We start from the raw sequence: 19,852 nt of genomic DNA, 5'->3' as shown, positions 1-19,852 counted from the left end.
CGTGCGCCCCCTCACCCCTCGCCTTCCAATCGCTGACGCAGGGCGTCCCGGCGGCGTTCGAGGTCGGCGATCAGCTCCTCCTGCTCGTCCGCCTGGCTGATCATGGCTGAGATCTCCACCTGGTCGGTCGCGCCGATCTCCCCGACCTGGTCGCGAATCTCCCTGTTTTCCGCTCTCAACCGCTTCAGGTCTGCTTCGACCTGCTGTAGTTCGTCCTTAGTGCTCATTCACGGGCTCTACCCACATGCGGACCGCCGATTACCCGGCCATATGCGCAGACGTACAGAATGGGGGCATGCGGAGGCCCTCGAAGAGCACGATCGCGTCACTCGTGGTGATCGCCGCCGTGCTCATCGCCACGCTGCTCACCTTCATGTTCAGGACGGGCAGGAACCCGAACGCGCTGGACCTGATCCTCCCGGTCGTGGCCTCCTGCGGGCTGCTGTTGCGGCAGCGCCATCCCATCGCCGCGCTGGTCGTCGTGGCCGCGTCGGTCACCGCCTACTACCCGTGGGCCGGTCTCGACGGGCCGCTCATCGTGCTGCCGTTCGTCGCCCTCTACACCGCCGCCGACAAGGGGCACCTCACCGCGGCCATCGCCACGGGAGCGGCCCTGCTGCTGGCCATGGGGTTCGGCGAGGCCGGCGGGGTCAGGCACGTGGACGACAGCATGTTCATGATGATCGCCGGCTGGGTGGTCGCGGCCATCGCGTTCGGCGGTGTCACCCGCAACCGCCGCGCCTACCTGCTGGAGGCCCAGCGGCGCGCGCACGACGCCGAGCACAGCAAGGAGGAGGAGGCCAGGCGCAGGGAGAGCGAGGAGCGCCTGCGGATCGCCAGAGAGCTGCACGACGTGCTCGGCCACAACATCTCCATGATCAACGTGCAGGCCGCCGCGGCGCTGCACGGGCTGAAGAAGCGGCCCGAGGACGCCGAGGCGGCGCTGAGGACGATCAAGGACACCAGCAAGGAGACGCTGCGCGAGCTGCGGACCACGCTGGGCGTGCTGCGCCAGGTGGACGAGGACGCGCCGACCGCTCCCGCCGCCAGCCTGGCGCGGGTGACCGAGCTGGTCGCGGCGTCGGGGCTGGAGGTGCGTACGGAGCTGTCCGGGCCCCTGGACGCCGTGCCGACCGAGGTGGACCTGGCCGCCACCCGCATCGTCATGGAGTCGCTCAAGAACGTCTCCCGCCATTCGGGCACGACCCAGGCCACGCTCACCATCACCAACACGTCGGGAAATATCCTGATCTCCGTGGAAGATGAGGGACCCGGTGCCACGTACGACGGCGGCACCGGCTTCGGCCTGCAGGGCATGCGCGAGCGCGCCACCGCGCTCGGCGGCACCCTGGAGGCCGGCCCGCGCCCCGAAGGCGGCTTCCGCGTCACCGCCCGACTGCCGCTGAACGGAGCTCGATGATCCGCGTACTGCTCGCCGACGACCAGACCCTGGTACGGGCCGGGTTCCGGTCCATCCTGAGCGACGAGGACGACATCGAGGTCGTCGGCGAGGCGCCCAACGGCGCGGTGGCCGTAGCCAAGGCCCGCGAGCTGCGGCCCGACGTGGTGCTCATGGACATCCGCATGCCGGAGCTCGACGGCTTGGAGGCCACCCGCCAGATCGCCGGCGACCCGCGCCTCGCCGAGGTCAGGGTGATCATCCTGACCACGTTCGACCTGGACGACTACGTCTACGGCGCCCTGCGCGCCGGCGCGGGCGGCTTCCTGGTCAAGGACACCGAGCCCGCCGAGCTGATCCACGCGGTCAGGGTCGTGGCCAGGGGCGACGCGCTGATAGCGCCGGCGATCACCCGGCGGCTCATCGCGGAGTTCGCCGGCCGGGTCAAGCGCCCCGAGCCCGGCCCCGAGCTGAACGCGCTCACCGAACGCGAGCGCGAGGTCATGGCGCTGGTCGCGAGCGGCCTGTCGAACGACGAGATCGCGGCCCGGCTCGTGCTCAGCCCGGCCACGGCGAAGACGCACGTGAGCCGGATCATGACGAAGCTGTCCGTGCGCGACAGGGCGCAGCTGGTGGTGATCGCGTACGAGGCCGGCATGATCACGCCAGGCTGGCTTACACCCTGAGATGTACGGCGGGCCGCCCCTTGCGACCCGGGATGTACGCCAGGTGCCCGCCCGGGCATGACGCGGCGGGCGAAGCCGTACCCGGATGCTCTCAAGCATGGAAACCGTGGAGCTCGCCCGCCTGCAGTTCGCCCTCACCGCGGGCGCGCACTTCCTCTTCGTCGCGCTGACCCTGGGCCTGGCGACCCTGGTGGCCGTCATCCAGACCAGGGCGACGTTCGGCCGGAGCCCGGTGCACCAGCGGATGACCCGGTTCTGGGGCCAGCTCTACATCATCAACTACGCCATGGGCATCGTCACCGGGCTCGTGATGGAGTTCCAGCTCGGGCTCTCGTGGAGCGGCCTGACCGAGTACGCGGGCAACGTCTTCGGCTCGGCGCTGGCGATCGAGACGCTGGTGGCGTTCTTCGTGGAGTCCACGTTCCTGGGCCTGTGGATCTTCGGCTGGAACAAGCTGAACCGGTGGGCCCACCTGGCGCTGATCTGGATCGTGACGCTGACGGCCTACGCGTCGGCGTTCTGGATCATGGTGGCGAACGGCTTCCTGCAGAACCCCGTGGGTCACGTGGTCGACGGCGGCGTGCTGCGGCTGGCGGATCTCGGCGCGATGGTGGCCAATCCGGCCGCGCAGGTGGCGTTCTGGCACATCATGGGCGGCGCGCTGGTCGTCGGCGGGTTCTTCATGGCCGGGGTGAGCGCGTACCACCTGCGCAGGCGCACCGCCGAGCAGGAATTCTTCCGCAAGTCGCTGCGCATCGGGATCGGCGTGGCGCTGCCGGCGGTGTTCTTCACCGCGACGTTCGGCGGGATCGGGTTCCAGACCCTGCAGCCGACCAAGGTCGCGGCCTGGGTCGGATCCGCGGACCGGCTGGCCGAGGCCCAGGCGGCGATGGTCGAGCGGCACGGTCCCGGCGACTGGCTGCCGTCCGTGGGCTGGGTGCAGGCGGGCGCCCTCACGATGCTCACGCTGTTCGCGGTGCTGATGATCGTGGCCGGGCTGAGCTGCCTGCTGATGTCCTTCCGGCCGGTCGTACGCGGGTTCAGGCTGTGGCACTGGCTGCTGACGATCATGATTCCCGTCCCCTTCCTGACCATGATCGCCGGCTGGATCTTCCGCGAGATGGGCCGCCAGCCCTGGGCCGTGTACGGGCTGCTGACCACGGCCGACGCGATGTCACCTGTGAGCGGGGCGCAGATGCGCTTCTCCCTGGCGGCGTTCGTCACGGTGTTCGCGGTGCTGATCGCGGTCAACTACTGGCTGCTGGCCAGGAGCGCCCGGCGCGGGCCCGGCGCCGTGGCGCTGGGCGACCGGCCGATCGAGGCCCCCGTCCCCGTCCCTTCGTTCTGAGGAGCCGTCATGGAGATCTTCATCCTGGCCTTCTTCGCGCTCGGCTATCTCGTGCTGGCCGGCGCCGACATCGGGGTCGGCATGGCGCTGCCGTACCTGGGCCGGTCGGCGGCCGAGCGGCGCGAGGTGATCGCCGCGATCGCGCCGTTCTTCCTGGGCAACGAGGTGTGGCTGGTGGCCACGGCCGGCGTGCTGGCCGGGCTCTTCCCCGAGCTGGAGGGCGAGCTGCTGGCCGGGAACTACACGCTCGTCGTGACGCTGCTGCTGGCGTGGGTGGTCCGCGACATGGGCCTCTGGCTGCGGGGGCGGGTGCCGGGGGCGCGCTGGCAGGCGTTCTGGGACGGCGCGGTCGTGGCCGGCAGCTGGGGGCTGGCGCTGAGCTGGGGGCTGCTGCTCAGCCACGTGCTGCTCGGCATCCAGGGGCCGGCCGCGCTCCTGCCCGCGCTGGTGCTGGCCGCGCTGTTCGCCACGCACGGGCTGACCTTCGCGGCGCTGCGGCTGCGCGGGGTGCTGCGGGAGCGGGCCGGGGTGCTGTCGGGCGGGGCCGGGGAGCTCCGCACGTACGCGCTGACCGCCGTGGCCCTGGCGATCGTGGGGGTGCTGGCCGGGCTCCGGCTGCCGCTGCATCCCGGTACGTCGGGGGCCGTGCTGGTGCCGGTCATCCTGGTGCTGATCCCGCTGCTGGTGTCGGCGCAGGCGTGGGTGTGGTGGACGTTCAGGCACCGGGTCAGCGGCCCGTCCTACCTGTGAGCCAGGTGGACCCGGCCCGTGCGCGCGTGACGGTGGCCGTCACGTGCGCACGGCGGGCGGGTCACCTGGCCAGAAGAGCGGCGGGTGACTCGTTTGGTCAGAAGAGCGGCACACCGTCCCTGGTCAGCTTCCAGTTGGCGGCGGCGAAGTCGGACGGGTCGATCGTGCCCTTGGCGGTGGCGTACTCGATCAGCGCCTGCCGGATCTCCACCTGCGCGTTGTAGAGCACCTCGGCCCCGGTGGCGTGCGGGAACCCGCCGCCGCCCGACTGCCGGTAGTTGTTGATCGCGACCAGGAACTCCTTGTCCGCCGGGACCGGCGCGCCGTCGAAGGTCAGGTTCGCGATCCGCTGCCCGACCGGCTTGGCCACGTCGATGTCGTACGAGACCCCGGAGAGCTGGTCGTAGTTGTAGTCGGGGGTGTTGCCGGCGTTGGTCAGCTTGGTGACGTCCACCGGGTCCCCGGGCGCGAGCTGGTTGAAGTACTTGGCCGAATACTCCAGATAGTCCTTGATCTGCGCGCCCGTCAGCTTGATCGCCAGCAGCGTGTTGTCGTAGACGTACAGGCCCGCCACGTCCCTGACCCGCACGTCACCGGCGGGGAAGACGGCGGTGCGGCTGAACGGCGCCGCGATCGACAGCACCGGCAGCGTGTTGTCCGGCAGCGCCTGCTTGACCGTCTCCACCTGCACCTTCTGGATGTAGTCGAGGATCGGCGTGTCCTTGTACGGCGACTCGGCCGCCGAGAGCTCCTGCGCCGACTTGGCCACGACCTTGTTCACGTAGCCGACCGTGGTGTCGTGCTGCGGCTTGAGCAGCTCGACGATCTTCGGGTCCTCCGCGACCGTGTTCGTGTTGATCGTGGTGGCGGACTTGGCGGTGACCGTCCACCTGCCGCGCTGCTTGGTGAGCTGGAAGTCCAGCTTCGACAGGCGCTGGCCCCACTTGCCCGGCTCGCTCAGCAGCACCTGCTGCCCGGTGGTCTTGTTCGTGACGAAGCGCTGCGGCACGTCGTTGTGCGCGTGCCCGAACAGCACCGCGTCGATGCCCGGCACCTGCTCGGCCACCATCGCGGAGGCGTTCTCTACCGGCAGGTCGCCGCCGTAGGAGGACATGCCGTTGTCGCCCGCGTGCGCGGTCACCACGACCACGTCGGCGCCGAGCGCGCGGATGACCGGCACCCACCGCCTGGCCGACTCGACCAGGTCGGTGAAGCGCAGCTTGCCCTCGACGTTCGCCTTGTCCCAGATGGCCACGCCCGGGTTGGTCAGCCCGAGCACGCCGACCCTGATCGGCTTGTCGCCCTTGACCTTCATGGTCTTGATCACGAACGGCTTGTACGCGGGCAGCCCGGTCCTGGCGTGGACCGCGTTCGCGCCGAGCACCGGCGCCTTCATCTGCTTGATCCAGGTGGCCAGCAGCGGCAGACCGTAGTTGAACTCGTGGTTGCCCAGGGTCACGGCGTCGTATCCGATGGCGTTCATGGCCTTGGCCATCGGGTGGATCTGCCCGGTCTGGGTGATCGGCTCCACCTTGGCGTAGTAGTAGGCCAGCGGGGTGCCCTGGATGGTGTCACCCGAGTCGAACAGCAGCGTGTGATCCGCCCCGCGCTCCGCCCTGATCTGGCTGACCAGCGAGGACACCTTGGCCAGGCCGACGCTGTTGCCCGCGCTGTCGGCGTAGGCGGTGTCCTTGAAGTAGTCCCAGTTCAGGGCGTTGCTGTGCAGGTCGGACGTGCCCATGACCGTGACGGTGACCGGCTTGGGGGCCGGTGCGGCGACCGATCCGGCACCGGCCTGCGCGGGGGGCGCCACCAGGGCCAGCGCGCACAGCGCGGCTGCCCCGGTGAGTGCGAGCTTCTTGGTCTGCATGAGCCAGGAGGGTAATCGGGACAAATTACTCGTTGATTACGAATCTCCCCTGCTGATGAAGTCCCGGATCAGCGCCGTGATCTCGGCCGGGCGTTCGTGCAGGACCACGTGGCCGCTGTCGATCTCGGCGTACTCGCTGCCCGGCAGCGCCGCGTGCAGGGCCCGGGAGTGCTCGACGGGGATCAGGTAGTCCTGGGTGCTGCCGACGACCAGCGTGGGCGCGGTGACCTTGGGCAGCAGGTCCCGGAGATCGACCCGCAGGTCCAGCTCGATCTGGCGCAGCGTGCCGGGCGGCGGGTCGCCGGCCATCAGGGCCTCGGTCCCCGCCGCGCTCACGAATCCCGGACTGAACGCCACCAGCGGCCCGTACGCGGCGAAGCTCTCCGGGTCGGTGGCCGCCAGCCTGGCCCAGGTCCGCAGGCCGAGCAGCAGCCGGCTGTCCTCGGCGTGCGTCCAGCCGCCGATCAGGACCAGGCGCCTGACCAGCTCGGGGCGCTCGGCGGCGATCGCCACGGCCACGGCCGCGCCCAGGGAGAAGCCGACGAGGTCGGACGGGCCGTCGAAGGTGGCCGCGACCTGGCCGGCGAGCAGGTCGAGCGTGAGGTCACCGCCGGGGTCGGCGCTCAGGCCGCTGCCAGCGTAGTCGGGGGTGATGACGGTGCGGAGGTCGGCGAGACCGGGCACGATGTGGGCGTAGTTGGTGACGGCGTCGCCGCCGGTGCCGTGCACCATGACCAGGCCGGGGCCGCTGCCCGCCCGGTGGTAGTGGACGGCGCCCGTGCCGTGGGTGACCGTGGGCATGTCTCAGTGCTCCTAGAGGTTGCCGCCGCCGGTGGCGTCGATGGTGGTGCCGGTGATGAAGCTCGCGCCGGGCGAGGCGGTGAACGCGACCGCGGCGGCGATCTCGTCCACGTGGCCGATGCGGTTGAGCGCGTGCCTGCTGGCCGCGTACGCCGCCGCGCCGGGGTCGCGCAGCCAGGCCGCGTTGACGTCGGTGTCGATGATCCCCGGGGCGACGTTGTTGACCGTGATGCCGCGCGGGCCCAGCTCCTTGGCCAGCGCCAGGGTGAACACCTGCACGGCGCCCTTGGTCATCGCGTACGCGATGCCTTCGGGGAAGGCGATGCGGGCCACGCCGGAGGTGATGTTGACGATCCTGCCGCCGTCCGGGATCAGCGGCAGCACCTGCTGGGTGAGGAAGAACAGCCCTCTGACGTTGACCGCGAAGATCCGGTCGAACCCCTCCTGCGTCTCCTCCGCGAGGGGCTTCGACATGCCGATGCCCGCGTTGTTCACCAGCACGTCCAGCGTGGCCGTCTCATCGCCGATCCGCTCGGCCAGCCGGCGCACGTCCTCCTGCGCGCCCAGATCGGCCCGGATCGCGAACGCGCTGCCGCCGCCCTCCTCGATGAGCCGCACGACCTCCTTGGCCGCGACCTCGTCCCTGGCGTAGCTGACGGCCACCCGGAAGCCGTCGCCGGCCAGGCGCAGCGCGATGGAGCGGCCGATCCCCCTGCTCGCACCCGTGACAAGAGCTGTCTTCATCTCGATGCCCTTTCTTTAGCGATCGATACAGAAAACAGTAGCATAGCGATCGCTATAGAATGGGCGCATGGCCAGACAGCGATCGTTCGACCGGGACACGGCGCTGGAGAGCGCGCTGCGGGCGTTCTGGCGGCACGGCTACGAGACGACCTCGATCGCCGAGCTCACCGCCGCGATGGGGATCAAGCCCCCCAGCCTGTACGCCGCGTTCGGGGACAAGCGGCGGCTGTTCGAGGAGGCCGTGCACCTCTACCAGGAGACCTACGGCGCCTTCACCACGCGGGCGCTCGCGGAGGAGCCCACCGGCCGGCAGGCGGTCGAACGGGTGCTGCGCGAGTCGGCGGCCGAGTACGCCAACGGCGACCACCCGCCCGGCTGCCTGATCATCACGGCCGCGGTGAACTGCGGACCCGAGTCCGCCGAGGTGGAAGAGCTGCTGCGCGGGTTCAGGCTGGCGGCGAAGGCGGCGATCAAGCGGCGGATCGACGACGACGTCGCGGCCGGGCGGCTGGCGGCCGGCACCGACACTGAGGGGCTGGCCGCCTTCTTCGCCTCGGTGATCCAGGGCATGTCGACGCAGTCTCGCGACGGCGCCGGCTACGGCGAGCTGCTCCAGATCGCCACCCTGGCCATGCACGCCTGGCCGCCCGCCGCCGCGGAGCTTGGAACCGGGGCCGCGGCCGGGTCCGCCGCCGGTGCGGCTACCGCGCCTTGACCGAGGCGTCCTCCGGGGCGATCTCCGGGGGCGCGGCGCGCAGCCACCGGCAGCCGTGCGGGCCCATCGGCAGCTGCACCACGCCGTCAGCCGACACGTCGACCGTGCCGTCCACCAGCAGGTCCGTGAGCCGGTAGCGCTCCAGCCCCGCCAGCTTCAGCTCCACGTCCTGGGCCGTGTCGCAGAGGTTGTGCGCGACCACGACCGTGGCGCCGTCGGCGTCGGAGCGGTGGGCGATGACCGCCGGGTGGCCGGTGTCCAGCACCGTGTACTCGCCCCACGCCAGCTCAGGGCACTCCCGGTACCGCTCGATCAGCAGCTGGAACCAGCGCAGCAGCGAGCTCGTGTCCCGCTTCTGGTCCGCGACGTTCACCCGGTCGGGGGCGAAGGAGCCCTCGGGGACCTCGCGCACCGGCTCGGCCTGGCTGAACCCGCCGTCCTTCGACCACTGCATCGGGATGCGGACCGCCATGCGGCCCTCCTCGTCGAGGTTCTCGCCCATGCCGATCTCCTCGCCGTAGAAGATCACGGGCGTGCCCGGCAGCGAGAACAGCAGGCTGTAGGCCATCTTGATCCGCCGCAGGTCGCCGCCGAGCATGCTCGGCAGGCGGCGGCGCAGGCCCCGGTCGTAGATCTGCATGTCCTTGCTCGGGCCGAACGCCGCGAAGATCTCCTTCTGCTCGGCCTTCGTGAGCTTGTCGAGGGTGAGCTCGTCGTGGTTGCGCAGGAACATGGCCCACTGGCAGTCCTTCGGCGGCTCGGGCCGCTCGCGCAGCGCGGAGGCGAGCGGGCCCGCGTCGCTGCGGGCCATCGACAGCCACGCGCGCTGCATGCCGATGAAGTCGAAGCACATGGTGATCTGGTCGCCCAGGCCGTCGCCGAAGTACCGCACCAGGTCCTTGTACGGGAGGTTCACCTCGCCGAGCAGGATCGACCCGCCCTTGCGCCGCGTCATGAACGCCCGCAGGTCGGCCAGGAACTCGTGCGGGTTCGCCAGTTGCGGGTTGACGTTCTCGATGAGGAACGGCACCGCGTCCACCCGGAACCCCGACAGGCCCAGCTCCATCCAGAAGCCGAGTATGCGCGCGATCTCGTCCCTGACCTCGGGGTTGCCGACGTTCAGGTCCGGCTGGTGCCGGTAGAAGCTGTGCAGGTAGTACTGGCCGGAGCCCTCGTCGTACTCCCAGACGCTGTCCTCCTTGTCGGGGAAGACGACCTGCTTGGGATCGTCGGGCTCGGGGGTGTCGGACCAGACGTACCAGTCGCGGCGCGGCGAGTCGCGGCCCGACCGCGACTCCTTGAACCAGGGGTGCTGGTCGGAGGTGTGGTTGACGACCAGGTCGGCGATCACCCGGAGCCCCCGGTCGCTGGCGGTCCGCATGAACTCCACGAAGTCGCCCAGCGTCCCCAATCGCGGATCGATGGAGTAGAAGTCAGTGATGTCGTATCCGTCGTCCTTGTTGGGAGTCGGGAAGAACGGCATGAGCCAGAGGCAGGTCACCCCGAGCCCCGCAAGGTAGTCGATCTCCTGGGTCAGCCCGCGGAAGTCGCCTACGCCGTCACCGTTGCCGTCCTTGAAGGTTTCCACGTCGAGGCAATAGACGACGGCGTTCTTGTACCAGACGTCGGAGGTGTACGTCAGTCGCATCCGCCCCCGCTACCCGGGATTCGTCCCCTCAGGCGCGGGCCCGTCAGGCCAGCGTGCGGATGGCGGCCTCGATCATCCGCCAGAACTCCGGGACGTCGATCCCGGTGCCCACGTCCGCGTTCGGCGGGCGCTTCAGGTTGCCGAGCAGGTCGACGCTGGTCGCGCCCGCGGTCTCCGTGCCGTGCAGCTCGATGTCGAGCCTGGTCCGCACGGTCGTCACCACGCCGGGCACGGCGACCAGGGCCACCGCCACCGGGTCGTGCAGCGGCCCCGCCGGCATGCCCTGGTCCTTGTCGTACGCCGCGTTGAGGAAGCTCAGCAGCTCCACCCCGAAGGCGGCCGTCCGGTTGCCGATCGCGCCGATCCGGGCCAGGACGTCGGGCGTGGCGAGGGCCTGGTGGGTCACGTTCAGCCCGATCATCGTGAACGGCAGCCCGGACGCGAGCACGATGGCCGCCGCCTCGGGATCGGACCAGGAATTGAACTCGGCGTACGGCGTGATGTTGCCCCGCTCCGTGGACCCGCCCATCCAGACGACCTCCCTGACCCGGGACAGCCGGTCGGGATGGGCCCGGACGAACATCGCGATGTTCGTCAGCGGCCCGGTGGCGACGATCGTCACCTCCTGCTCCGCCCGATCGAGCGTGTCCCTGATCAGCTCGATCGCGGTCCGCGGGTCGGCCGCCAGGGACGGCACGGGCAGCTCGGGGCCGCCGAGCGCGTTCTCACCGTGGACCCCGCCGGCCGGCGTCAGCCCGCGCAGCAGCGGGCCGTCGGCGCCGGGAGAGATTGGCACCCCGGTGATCCCGGCCAGCTCGGTCACCACCCTGGCGTTGTAGGTGGTCTGGCCGAGCTGCCCGTTGCCGCCGACGGTGGTGATGGCCCGCAGGTCGATCTCCGGGTGCCCGGCGGCCAGCCAGATCGCGAAGACGTCGTCGTGTCCCGGATCGCAGTCCAGGATGATCGGGGTCGGCACGGGGGACCTCCTGTCAAGATTCGTCCACACATGCTACGGATCACCGGTCGATCCTGGCCGCCGGCCGGGCGTGGTGCCGGGCCCGGCTCCTACACCCGCTCAGGCTCGGAGGGCGGCGCCGGCCGCCTGCCTGGCTCTGAGGGCGATCTCCAGCTCGAAGCGGATGTCCGGGTCGGCGAGCTGGTCGCCGTACAGCTCTTCGAGCTGCCGCAGCCGGTAGCGCACGGTCTGCGGATGGACGTGCAGCCTGGCGGCCACCTCGCCCGCCCCCCGCCCGTGCCGCAACCAGGCCAGCAGCGTCTCCGCCAGCCGGTCCTGCTGGGTGGGCCGCAGGTGGGACAGCGGCGCGAGCCGGACCTCGGCGAGCGCGCTGACCAGTTCCTCGTCCTTGAACACCACCAGCGTCGCCAGATGGTCCGCGCACCGCAGCAGCCCCCGGGGCAGGACGCCGCGCCCGGACAGGTCCAGCGCCTCGCACGCCCACCGCAGCGAGGTCGCGGCCGCGGCCAGGGGCACGGGGGGCCCGATGGCGGCGCGGTAGCCGCGCAGGGCGTGGTCGAGCATCGGGCCCTGGCCGGGCCCGTTCGGGTCGGGCACCAGCAGGCAGGGCGCGGGCCGCCCCATGCCCATGAGCACGTCGGGCGGCAGCGCGGGGGCGCGGCGGGTGCCGTGCTGGTCGTCCAGCGCCACGCACGCCACGGTCCTCGGCAGCCGCCAGCCGGCCGCCTTGGCCAGGTCGGCGATGGCCTCGGCGCCGGCGGGCGGTCGGCTGAGCAGCAGGTCGAGCAGGCGGTTGCGGCGGCGCTCCATCTCGCCCGCGGCGTGCGCCCTGGCCTCCTCGAAGCCCTCGGCCGCCGCGTCGGCGAGCTGGTCGAGGTAGACGAAGATCGCCTCACCCAGGTCGTACAAGGACTGCGGGCACAGACCGAGCGGGCCGGCGATCTCCGTCAGCCGCCGCCAGCCGACCCGGGCGCCGAGCCGCATCGCCGTCTGGAGCGGCTCCAGGTTGCGGCCCTCCGCCGCCTCGCCCTTGCCGATCATCCGGAACGGCTCCGGGTCCCAGGGGGCGCCCGGGTGCTCGATGCGGTCGAGGAAGCCCTCGATGGCCTGCTCGACCGCGGTCCTGACGACCTTGATGTAGAGCTCGTCCGACGGACGGGCGTATTCGGGGATCCGGGTCTGGATCTCCTCGATCACCTCTTTCGAGACCCGGCCGATGCCCGATCTGAGCGTTCGTACGATGTCCGCGGGTGTACGGCTTTCGCTGTTTTCACTCTTGTTGGCCATCGTCCCTCCTGCCGCCATTGTGACCCAGGCAACAAGAGATTGTGTAGCAAGTGCTTGTTTATTGTCACTTCTGGAGGAAGGCGGCCAACTCCTCGATGTCGATGAGACCGTCGCCGTCCTTGTCGAGCTTGTGCACCCCTTCCTGCGCGGTCTCCAGCGTCACCGGCTGGCCGAGCACCTCCATGAGCCGGACGAGCTCGACGGCGGAGATCCGGCCGTCCTTGTCGGCGTCGATCAGGTCGAAGGTGATGGCGTAGTCGCTCATGTGTCGCCCTTCTGCTGGGTCCGATATCGCGTCAGACCTTAGTGGTCACTCGTCGCAACGCGTCGATGAATGCCACGACTTGTGGGCTTACATCACCTTCGCGCCAGGCAATGGCCAGTTCCCCGGGAGGGAGCCCCGTAACGGGCCGATAGATCATTCCCGGCCTGTTGTACAGCGTGGCGTTCCCCTCGGCGACGAGCACCACGCCGAGCCCGCTGGTCACGGCCTCGAACACCTCCTCCGGCGTGTTGGCGGTGACTCCCACGATCGGGTCGTCGTCACGGGCGTCACGCCCGAGCCAGTAGTCACGCAACGGCCCGGCCGAGGCCGGCAGGGCGATGAACGGCTCGTCGCGCAGCGCCTCGAACGGCACCTCCGCCAGCTCCGCCAGCGGATGGCCGTCCGGCATGGCCACTCCCCTGCTCTCGGTGGCCAGCACGTACGTGTGCAGCCCCGGCGGCACCGGCAGCCAGATGAACGCCACGTCGGAGGTCCCGTCGCTCAGCCCGCCGCTGGGATCGTCCCAGCCGACCAGCCGCAACGACACCTCCCACCCCGGCATCTTCGCCCGGAATCGGCGCAGGGCGGCCTGCTGCAGCCCGCGCCCCACGGCGGTCTGCATCCCGATCACCAGCGTCCCCTTCGGCACCGCGGCGCGCGCCACCTCCACGCCGGCGCCCCACCGTTCGAGCAGGTCGCGGGCGATCGGGAGCAGCTTCGCGCCCTGCCTGGTGAGCGCCACCCCGCTGTGCACCCGCTCGAACAGCCGGAACCCGACCTGCCGCTCCAGCACCCTGAGCTGCTTGGACAGCGCGGGCTGGGAGACGAACAGCCGCTCGGCGGCGCGCGTCACGTTGAGCTCGTCGGCCACCGCGACGAAGTAGCGCAGCTCCCGCAGATGAACGTCCATAGCCACTGGTTATAGCAAAGGGTCTTGGACGCCCGGACCACCCCGGCGGCAGGATCGTCGCCATGACGACACGCGATCTCGGCAGCTTGCAGGTCCCGGCCATCGGTTTCGGCGCCATGGTGCTCTCACCCGGTGTGTACGGCGACATTGACGACACCCGCGCGGAGGCGGCGCTCAAGACGGCGCTGGACGCGGGCGCGACCCACATCGACACCAGTGACGCCTACGGGGTGGACGGGCACAACGAGCGCCTCGTGGGCCGTGCGATCAAGGGCCGCAGGGACGAGGTAGTGGTCGCGACCAAGTTCGGCCTGGCGATCCCCGAGGAAGAGCCGAGCAGGTCGCACCCGGTCGGCTACGCCTTCAACGAGCTCCGCGTGAACGCCGAGCCCCGCCTGGTCCGCCGCTACGCGGAACGCAGCCTGCGCAACCTGGGCACCGACGTGATCGACCTCTACTACGTCCACTATCCCGACCCCGGCGTGCCGATCGAGGACACCGCCGGCGCCATGGCGGAGCTGGTGCGCGACGGCCTGGTCAGGCACATCGGCCTGTCCAACGTGACGGCCGCCCAGCTGCGGGCGGCACACGCCGTCCACCCCGTGGCGGCCGTGCAGAACGAGTGGTCGATGTGGCGGCCGGTGGACGCCGAGCTGCTGGCGGCCGCGCGCGAGCTTGGCGTCGGCCTCGTGGCGTGGAGCCCGCTGGGCAACGGCTTCCTGACCGGCACGGTGCGGAGCCTGCCCGACGGCGACTTCCGCCACAACGCCCCGCGCTTCTCGGCGGAGAACCTGTCCAGCAACAACGACCGCTATGCCCCGATCAGGGACCTGGCCACCCGGCTGGGCATCTCCCCCGCGCAGCTCGCCCTGGCCTGGCTCCTGCATCAGGACGAGCACGTGGTGGCCATCCCCGGCAGCCGCACCCCCGCCCACATCGAGGAGAACCTGGCCGCCGCCGACCTCACCCTGCACCCCGACACGCTGGCCAGGATCGACGAGGCCCTGGCCAAGTTCGAGGTGACGGGCGGCACCCTGCTCTGACCGGCCGCTCACGCCGGCACGTCTGAGCGCGCCTGGCGCGTCCGACCGGCCGCTCACGCCGGCACGTCTGAGCGCGCCTGGCGCGTCCGACCGGCCGCTGCCGCTCTGCCGCTACGCCGGGGTGCCGGTGAGCCGTCGTACGCCGGCCGCGACCCAGATCGTGGCCAGCCCGGCGTACACGCTGAGCAGCGCCACGGGCGGCACCGCGACGATCACCGACGTGACGGCGGCCAGGCCGAGCAGGACCGCCCAGCCGTACAGGATCGCGCGCCCGCGGGCCGAGCCGGTGTGCGCGGCCTCCTGCACGGCGGTGACCAGGGCCATGACGGCCACGCCCGCGGTCCCGAGCGCCTCCTGCCCGAGCGCCACGCCCAGCGCGAGCACCGCCGCCCCCGCGAGCGCCAGCCCGCAGGACAGCATGGCCACGCGGGCCTCCACGCCCTCGAACAGCAGGCTGGTGGCCTTGGTCCTGGCCAGCCTGAGCGTGGTCCACGCCTCGGCGACCCAGGCCGCCCAGTGCAGCACCGCGATGAGGACGAAGACCACGATGAGCGGCGGCACCGCGGGCAGCAGGAACACCAGCCGCCAGCCCCCGCGATAGCCGCGCCGCAGCCGCAGGAGCCTGCGGTGGACCGGGTTGCGCTGCTTCAGCGCCGCCACGAGGAGATCCCTGGCCTGGCCGAAGCCGGGGTCGAGGCGCAGCGCCTCGCGGAAGGCGTCCGCGGCCCGCCGGGGGTCGCCGAAGGCCAGCGCCGCCCGCCCGTAGACGACGTGCGCGGTGGCGCTCTCCGGATCGAGCTGTACGGCGTGCGCGGCGGCGGCCTGGGCCTGCCCGGCGTCCCCGAGCTCGGTCAGCGCCATGGCCAGCAGGCTCACCAGGTCGGAGTCCTGCGGATCGATGCTCAGCCCGCGCCGCGCCGCGTCGGCCATCCGGTGCCATTCGCCCTTCAGCATGTGCGCGCGGGCCAGCAGCTCCCAGGTGGGCGCGTACTCGGGCTGGAGGTGGAGCGAGGCGCCGATGGCGGCCATCGCCTCGTCGGGGCGGCGGGCGCGGTAGTACACCTGGCCGGCCGCGTAGTGGGGGAACCACTGGTCGGGCGCCAGCCGTACCGCCTCGTGCGCCTCCGCGACGGCCTCGGCCACGTTGCCCTGCTGGACGAGGGCGAGGGCCAGGAAGGAGTGCGCGGTGGTGTGCTCGGGCTCCTGCACGAGCACGCCGCGCAACTCCCGCTCGGCCTCGGCGGGCCGGCGCAGCTGCAGCAGCGTCCGCGCCCGCTGCACGGGGTCGGCTACGGTCACCATTTGCCCTTGACCCAGGGCAGCAGCTCGTCCCACGCCCCGGAGTCGTTGGCGTGCATGACGTAGTTGCGCGCGGTGGCCATCCACTCGCGCACGGCGGTGGGCCGCACGCTCTGGGCCGCGGCCAGCAGGTCCGGGGTGGACAGCGGGATCGCGCGGCCCGCGCTGATCGACTGCTGCAGCTTGGCCTCCACCGCCCGGTCCACGACGCCCTTGAGGTCCGCGCCGACGAAGTGGTCGGTGATCCGGGCCACCGCGTCGAAGTCCATCTCGGACAGGGGCTTGTCCCTGCACAGGATGCGCAGGATGGCGGCCCGCGCCGCGGGGTCGGGCGGCGGTACGAACACCGGCTGGTCGAACCGTCCCGGGCGGCGGAAGGCGACGTCCACGTACCAGGGGGCGTTCGTGGCGGCCAGCACCAGCACGCCCTCATTGGCGTGCTGGTCCACGCCGTCGAGCTCGGCCAGGAACTGGTTGACCAGCTGCCGCGTGTGCGCCTGGCGCATGTCGGAGCGGCGCGCGGCCAGCGCGTCCACCTCGTCGAAGAACAGCACGCACGGCCGGTGGCGGCGGGCCAGGTCGAACGTGGCGCGCAGGTTGCGCTCGCTCGATCCGATGTACATGTCGAGGATGTCGGCCAGGCCCACGTTGACGAACGACGCGCCGAGCTCGCCGGCCGCCGCCCTGGCCAGGTGGGTCTTGCCCGCTCCCGGGGGGCCGTACAGCAGGACGCCGCCGCCCGCGCGCTTGCCGAACGCGGCGTACAGCTCGGGCTGCTGGATCGGCAGCAGGAGCTTGATGCGCAGGGCCTCCTTGACCGCCTCCATGCCGGCCACGTCCGCGAAGGACAGCTTCGAGCGCTCCACCTCGGCGCTGCTCCCGTGCCCGGGCGCAGCGGCCACGGGACCCGGCGCGCCGTACTGCGTCACGGGCGCGGCGGGCGCGTTGTAGGCGGGAGTCGCGTACGAAGGAGCGGCGTAGGAGGGTGCGGCCGGGGCCGACAGGCGGGCGGCGAGGCCGGCGTCGGCCACGGACGGGTCGCGGGAGATCGCCTCGTGGTAGCGGTAGCCCGCCCGCGCCATGTCGCCCTCGCCGAGCAGCGCCCGAGCCGCCAGCACGCCGAGCGCGGGCGGGTAGCCGGGCTCGGCCAGAAGCGGTTCGAGCGCCGCCAGCGCCGCACCGTAGGCGCTCTGCCGGACGAACGCCTCCGCCAGCCCCGCCGTGATGCCGGGGTCCTTGGGCGCGAGCATGAGCGCGGCCCGGTATTCGGCCTCCGCTTCGGCCAGGTAGCCCTTGGCCAGGAGCTGCCCGGCCAGGTGCTGCCGGAGCGGGAGGTTGTCCGGGGATAGGCGCGCCGCTTCGCGGAGGGCCTGAAGGCCGGCATCGTCGGACACGTGCCGTTCCCTTCTGTCGCAGGTGTCGGTCGCCCTCAAACTATCGAAATGCGGCTCCTGTCCTGATCCGAACCCGCAACCCTCATCTCGACCCGACCCTCACCCCTGACCGGGCCCTCACCTCGACCCGACCCTCACCCCGGTCGGGACCGCGCTTTCGCTGCGTGCCTCATCGCGGGCGGAAGAGACCGAGGCGCTCTTCCCCGATGCGCGCGCGCAGCTCGTGGTCCTCGATGCCGAGGTGCTCCCCGGGTGCCAGGGCCAGCACTCCGACCTTGCCGACGTGCTGGTTGAGCTGCACGGCCCGGGCCGCATCGCCCGTCTGCGCCAGCGGGTAAACGGTCGAGAGCGTGGGGTGGACCAGGCCGAGCGAAATGAGGCGGTTCACCTCGTGGCATTCCTGATAGTTCGCACCGTGGGAGCCGATGATCCGCTTGAGCTTCATCCACAGGTGCCTGTTGTCGTACTCGTGGGCGTACCCGGAGGATGAGCCGCAGGTGACCACCGAGCCACCCCTTTTGGCGACATATACCGACGCGCCGAACGTCTCCCTGCCCGTGTGCTCGAACACGATGGCCGGGTCCTCGCCCACCTGCCGCCGCACCTCGGCGCCCAGCCTGCGCCAGGACTTCTCGTCGGTCAGGTCGTCGAACTGCGAGCGGTCCACGACGTGCGCGCAGCCCATCTCGCGCAGCAGCTCGGCCTTGTCCTGGGAGCTGACGACGCCGACGGGGATGCCGCCGCCGTTCTTGACGAGCTGGACGCCGTACCCGCCGAGGCCGCCCGTCGCGCCCCACAGCAGCACCACGTCGCCCTGCTTCATCCGCGCGCCGCGCTCCCCGACCAGCATCCGGTACGCCGTCGAGGCGCACAGCATGTTGCAGGCCGCCTCCTCCCAGCTCAGGTGCCTGGGCTTGGGGAGCAGCTGGGTGGCCTTGACCACGGCGAAGTCGGCCAGGCCGCCGAAGTTCGTCTCGAAGCCCCAGGCCCGCAGATCGGCCGCCAGCATGCCGTCATGCTGGGTCACGGGATCCTCGCCGTCGATGTAGGCGGGGCTGGTGACCACCCGGTCGCCGACCCGCCACCTGCGTACCGCGGCTCCGGTCCGGACGATCACGCCCGCGGCGTCCGAGCCGAGCACGTGCGCCGGGAGGTCGTGCCGGGGATCCACCCGCCCGAACCGCTCCAGGAACGCGAACGTCGGGATCGGCTCGAACATCGCCGACCAGACCGTGTTGAAGTTGATCGCGCTGGCCATCACCGCGACGAGCACCTCGTCCACGGCCAGCTCCGGCATCGGCACCTCGCCGACGTGTATGGTCCTGCGCACGTCCTTGTCGGCGTCGTGCTGGTCGAACGTCCCCACCTCCTCCTTGCGGAGGTGCGCGGCCCGGTAGGTCGAGGGCACGTCCAGGTGCTCCAGCTCGGCGCGTTCCGCGCCTGCCACCACGGCCTGTGCCAGCGTCATAGCAGTCCCTTCAGGTGCTCGGCGATGACCTCGATGTATGGGGGATCGAGCAGGTTGAGGTGATGCGATCCGGGGATCTCGACGATCTCCAGACGGCTGCTGTACGGCCCGAAGCCTCTGGCCGGGTCGTTCTCGTGCGCGTAGCGGGCATCCGCCACCGCCCAGGGGGTGGCCTCGGTGGACCGGTAGAGCACGACCCTGCCGTGGTACGGGGCCGGGTCGTAGCGTTCGATGGCCCTGGTGTCCTCGTGGGAGGCGAGCTGGTGGCGGACGATCGCCGGGCTCAGCTCGCTCAGGACGCCCGACTCCGTGATCCGGGCGCGTACGAGGTCGAGCTGGGCCTCCTCACCCAGCCCGGCCAGCTCGGCCTCCTCCAGCCGGACCGCGGCGCCGTAGGTCTCGCGAAGGTAGGCCGCGAAGTCCGCGTACCGGCGGGCGTGGACCTCCCGCCGCACCGGCTCGGGCACGCGGTCGGGCAGCCCGGAGTCGATCATCGCCAACAGCTCCACGCCGTCCAGCCGGTGCGCGAGCTCGAAGGCCAGGATGCCGCCGAACGACCAGCCGCCCAGCCGGTACGGGCCTTCCCAGACGTCCTTGACGGCCTCGGCGTAGCGTTCGGCCCGCTCGGGGATTCCGGCGGTGCCGTCCAGGCGTTCGAGGCCGAAGACGGGGATGGGGAGGCGGGCGGCCAGCAGGCTGTAGACGCCGGTGGTGCCGCCCGCGGGATGCGCCAGGAAGAGCGGGGTGCCTTCGGTGACGGCGTTCAGCGGGCGGACGATGCCGCGCCGGGCCGCCGTCTCGTCCACCGACCTGACGGCATCCGCGATCCGCGCCACGCTGATCTGGTGCTGGTGCTGGTGCTGGTGCTGGTTCTGGTGCTGGTGCCTGGGCTCGGGCTCGTATCCGGATGCGGGTGCGGCGGTGAGCGCCTGCGGCGGCACCGGCACGCCCAGCTCCCGCCCGAGCAGGTCCAACGCGACAGGCACCACATCGGTGCTTGCCTCCCCGGCGAAGCGTTCGACGCCAGGCCCGGCGGCGGACTCGGTGCCGGGTCCGATGGCGGACTCGGTGCCGGGTCCGATGGCGGACTCGGTGCCGGGTCCTGCGGCGGGCTCGGTGCCGGGTCCTGCGACAGGTCCGGCGACGATCTCGGTGACGGACGGCTCGCGGCCGAGCAGCCCGGCGAGCACGCGGACCACCTGCCGCTCCGCCGCGTCCCTCGGCCCCACGGCCCCGCCCGGCACAATGC

Annotated in this window: 19 protein-coding genes; 6 read left to right on the top strand and 13 right to left on the bottom strand. The window is 71.4% G+C overall.

Translation table 11 applies throughout. From position 1 onward, the window contains the following. Nucleotides 1-11: 11 nt before the first annotated feature. A complete protein-coding gene (locus ETD85_RS13625; RefSeq protein ID WP_138690046.1) occupies nucleotides 12-227 on the bottom strand; it encodes a hypothetical protein in 216 nt (71 codons plus the stop codon). Between the two features lie 68 nt (nucleotides 228-295). Here ETD85_RS13625 and ETD85_RS13620 point away from each other — a divergent pair, with 68 nt between their 5' ends. From ETD85_RS13620 to ETD85_RS13605, 4 genes are all read left to right on the top strand, one after another. Continuing rightward, the gene (locus ETD85_RS13620) at nucleotides 296-1,420 is read left to right on the top strand and encodes a sensor histidine kinase (RefSeq protein WP_138690045.1); all 1,125 of its coding nucleotides are present in this window, start codon (nucleotides 296-298) and stop codon (nucleotides 1,418-1,420) included. Further along, nucleotides 1,417-2,085, top strand: coding sequence for a response regulator (locus ETD85_RS13615; protein WP_138690044.1), 669 nt, complete (start codon nucleotides 1,417-1,419; stop codon nucleotides 2,083-2,085). Before ETD85_RS13620 ends, ETD85_RS13615 begins: the two co-directional genes overlap by 4 nt. Before the next feature lie 97 nt (nucleotides 2,086-2,182). Next, nucleotides 2,183-3,433, top strand: a complete 1,251-nt coding sequence (locus ETD85_RS13610; protein WP_138690043.1) for a cytochrome ubiquinol oxidase subunit I — start codon at nucleotides 2,183-2,185, stop codon at nucleotides 3,431-3,433. A 9-nt stretch (nucleotides 3,434-3,442) separates the two neighbouring features. Further along, entirely contained in the window at nucleotides 3,443-4,183 is a 741-nt protein-coding gene (locus tag ETD85_RS13605; RefSeq protein WP_138690042.1) for a cytochrome d ubiquinol oxidase subunit II, read from the top strand. A gap of 97 nt (nucleotides 4,184-4,280) precedes the next feature. Here ETD85_RS13605 and ETD85_RS13600 read toward each other — a convergent pair whose 3' ends face one another. From ETD85_RS13600 to ETD85_RS13590, 3 genes are read right to left on the bottom strand one after another with little or no spacing between them, the layout of a single operon-like run. Next, on the bottom strand, nucleotides 4,281-6,053 hold the full coding sequence (locus ETD85_RS13600; protein ID WP_138690041.1) for a bifunctional metallophosphatase/5'-nucleotidase: 1,773 nt from the start codon (nucleotides 6,051-6,053) through the stop codon (nucleotides 4,281-4,283). 36 nt (nucleotides 6,054-6,089) lie between these two features. Next, on the bottom strand, nucleotides 6,090-6,854 hold the full coding sequence (locus tag ETD85_RS13595) for an alpha/beta fold hydrolase (RefSeq protein WP_138690040.1): 765 nt from the start codon (nucleotides 6,852-6,854) through the stop codon (nucleotides 6,090-6,092). A 12-nt stretch (nucleotides 6,855-6,866) separates the two neighbouring features. Then, the gene (locus tag ETD85_RS13590) at nucleotides 6,867-7,598 is read right to left on the bottom strand and encodes an SDR family NAD(P)-dependent oxidoreductase (protein WP_138690039.1); all 732 of its coding nucleotides are present in this window, start codon (nucleotides 7,596-7,598) and stop codon (nucleotides 6,867-6,869) included. Nucleotides 7,599-7,665: 67 nt separating this feature from the next. Between ETD85_RS13590 and ETD85_RS13585 the strand changes: the two genes are divergently transcribed. After that, nucleotides 7,666-8,313, top strand: coding sequence for a TetR/AcrR family transcriptional regulator (locus ETD85_RS13585; RefSeq protein ID WP_138690038.1), 648 nt, complete (start codon nucleotides 7,666-7,668; stop codon nucleotides 8,311-8,313). Here ETD85_RS13585 and ETD85_RS13580 read toward each other — a convergent pair. From ETD85_RS13580 to ETD85_RS13560, 5 genes are all read right to left on the bottom strand, one after another. Next, nucleotides 8,300-9,961: an alpha-amylase family protein gene (locus ETD85_RS13580; RefSeq protein WP_138690037.1), complete on the bottom strand. Its 1,662-nt coding sequence runs from the start codon at nucleotides 9,959-9,961 to the stop codon at nucleotides 8,300-8,302. The genes ETD85_RS13585 and ETD85_RS13580 overlap by 14 nt on opposite strands. 43 nt (nucleotides 9,962-10,004) lie before the next feature. Continuing rightward, nucleotides 10,005-10,937 (bottom strand): nucleoside hydrolase, encoded by a 933-nt coding sequence (locus ETD85_RS13575; protein ID WP_138690036.1) that lies wholly within the window; start codon nucleotides 10,935-10,937, stop codon nucleotides 10,005-10,007. A 99-nt stretch (nucleotides 10,938-11,036) separates the two neighbouring features. After that, nucleotides 11,037-12,224 carry a PucR family transcriptional regulator gene (locus tag ETD85_RS13570; protein ID WP_240779135.1) on the bottom strand — a complete coding sequence of 396 codons (1,188 nt, stop codon included), beginning with the start codon at nucleotides 12,222-12,224 and terminating at the stop codon, nucleotides 11,037-11,039. Nucleotides 12,225-12,288: 64 nt separating this feature from the next. Continuing rightward, nucleotides 12,289-12,489 (bottom strand): EF-hand domain-containing protein, encoded by a 201-nt coding sequence (locus ETD85_RS13565; RefSeq protein ID WP_138690035.1) that lies wholly within the window; start codon nucleotides 12,487-12,489, stop codon nucleotides 12,289-12,291. 31 nt (nucleotides 12,490-12,520) lie between these two features. After that, nucleotides 12,521-13,399: a LysR family transcriptional regulator gene (locus ETD85_RS13560; RefSeq protein ID WP_138690034.1), complete on the bottom strand. Its 879-nt coding sequence runs from the start codon at nucleotides 13,397-13,399 to the stop codon at nucleotides 12,521-12,523. A gap of 62 nt (nucleotides 13,400-13,461) precedes the next feature. Here ETD85_RS13560 and ETD85_RS13555 point away from each other — a divergent pair, with 62 nt between their 5' ends. Then, nucleotides 13,462-14,442: an aldo/keto reductase gene (locus tag ETD85_RS13555; protein WP_138690033.1), complete on the top strand. Its 981-nt coding sequence runs from the start codon at nucleotides 13,462-13,464 to the stop codon at nucleotides 14,440-14,442. A 111-nt stretch (nucleotides 14,443-14,553) separates the two neighbouring features. On the opposite strand, the gene ETD85_RS13550 is transcribed toward ETD85_RS13555, so the two are convergent. The 4 genes from ETD85_RS13550 to ETD85_RS66820 form a co-directional block, all read right to left on the bottom strand. After that, a complete protein-coding gene (locus ETD85_RS13550) occupies nucleotides 14,554-15,744 on the bottom strand; it encodes a tetratricopeptide repeat protein (RefSeq protein ID WP_138690032.1) in 1,191 nt (396 codons plus the stop codon). Continuing rightward, complete coding sequence (locus ETD85_RS13545) at nucleotides 15,738-17,135, bottom strand: ATP-binding protein (RefSeq protein ID WP_138690031.1); 1,398 nt, start codon at nucleotides 17,133-17,135, stop codon at nucleotides 15,738-15,740. Before ETD85_RS13545 ends, ETD85_RS13550 begins: the two co-directional genes overlap by 7 nt. Before the next feature lie 169 nt (nucleotides 17,136-17,304). Next, the gene (gene ccrA / locus ETD85_RS13540; protein ID WP_138690030.1) at nucleotides 17,305-18,603 is read right to left on the bottom strand and encodes a crotonyl-CoA carboxylase/reductase; all 1,299 of its coding nucleotides are present in this window, start codon (nucleotides 18,601-18,603) and stop codon (nucleotides 17,305-17,307) included. Beyond that, nucleotides 18,600-19,852 (bottom strand): thioesterase domain-containing protein (locus ETD85_RS66820; RefSeq protein WP_276617224.1); only part of this gene is annotated, 1,253 nt, incomplete at its 5' end. The genes ETD85_RS66820 and ccrA, both read right to left, overlap by 4 nt.

It is taken from the genome of Nonomuraea zeae (assembly GCF_005889725.1).
In the GTDB taxonomy this organism is placed as follows: Bacteria; Actinomycetota; Actinomycetes; order Streptosporangiales; family Streptosporangiaceae; genus Nonomuraea; species Nonomuraea zeae.
This window is presented reverse-complemented; position numbering and strand designations above follow the sequence as displayed.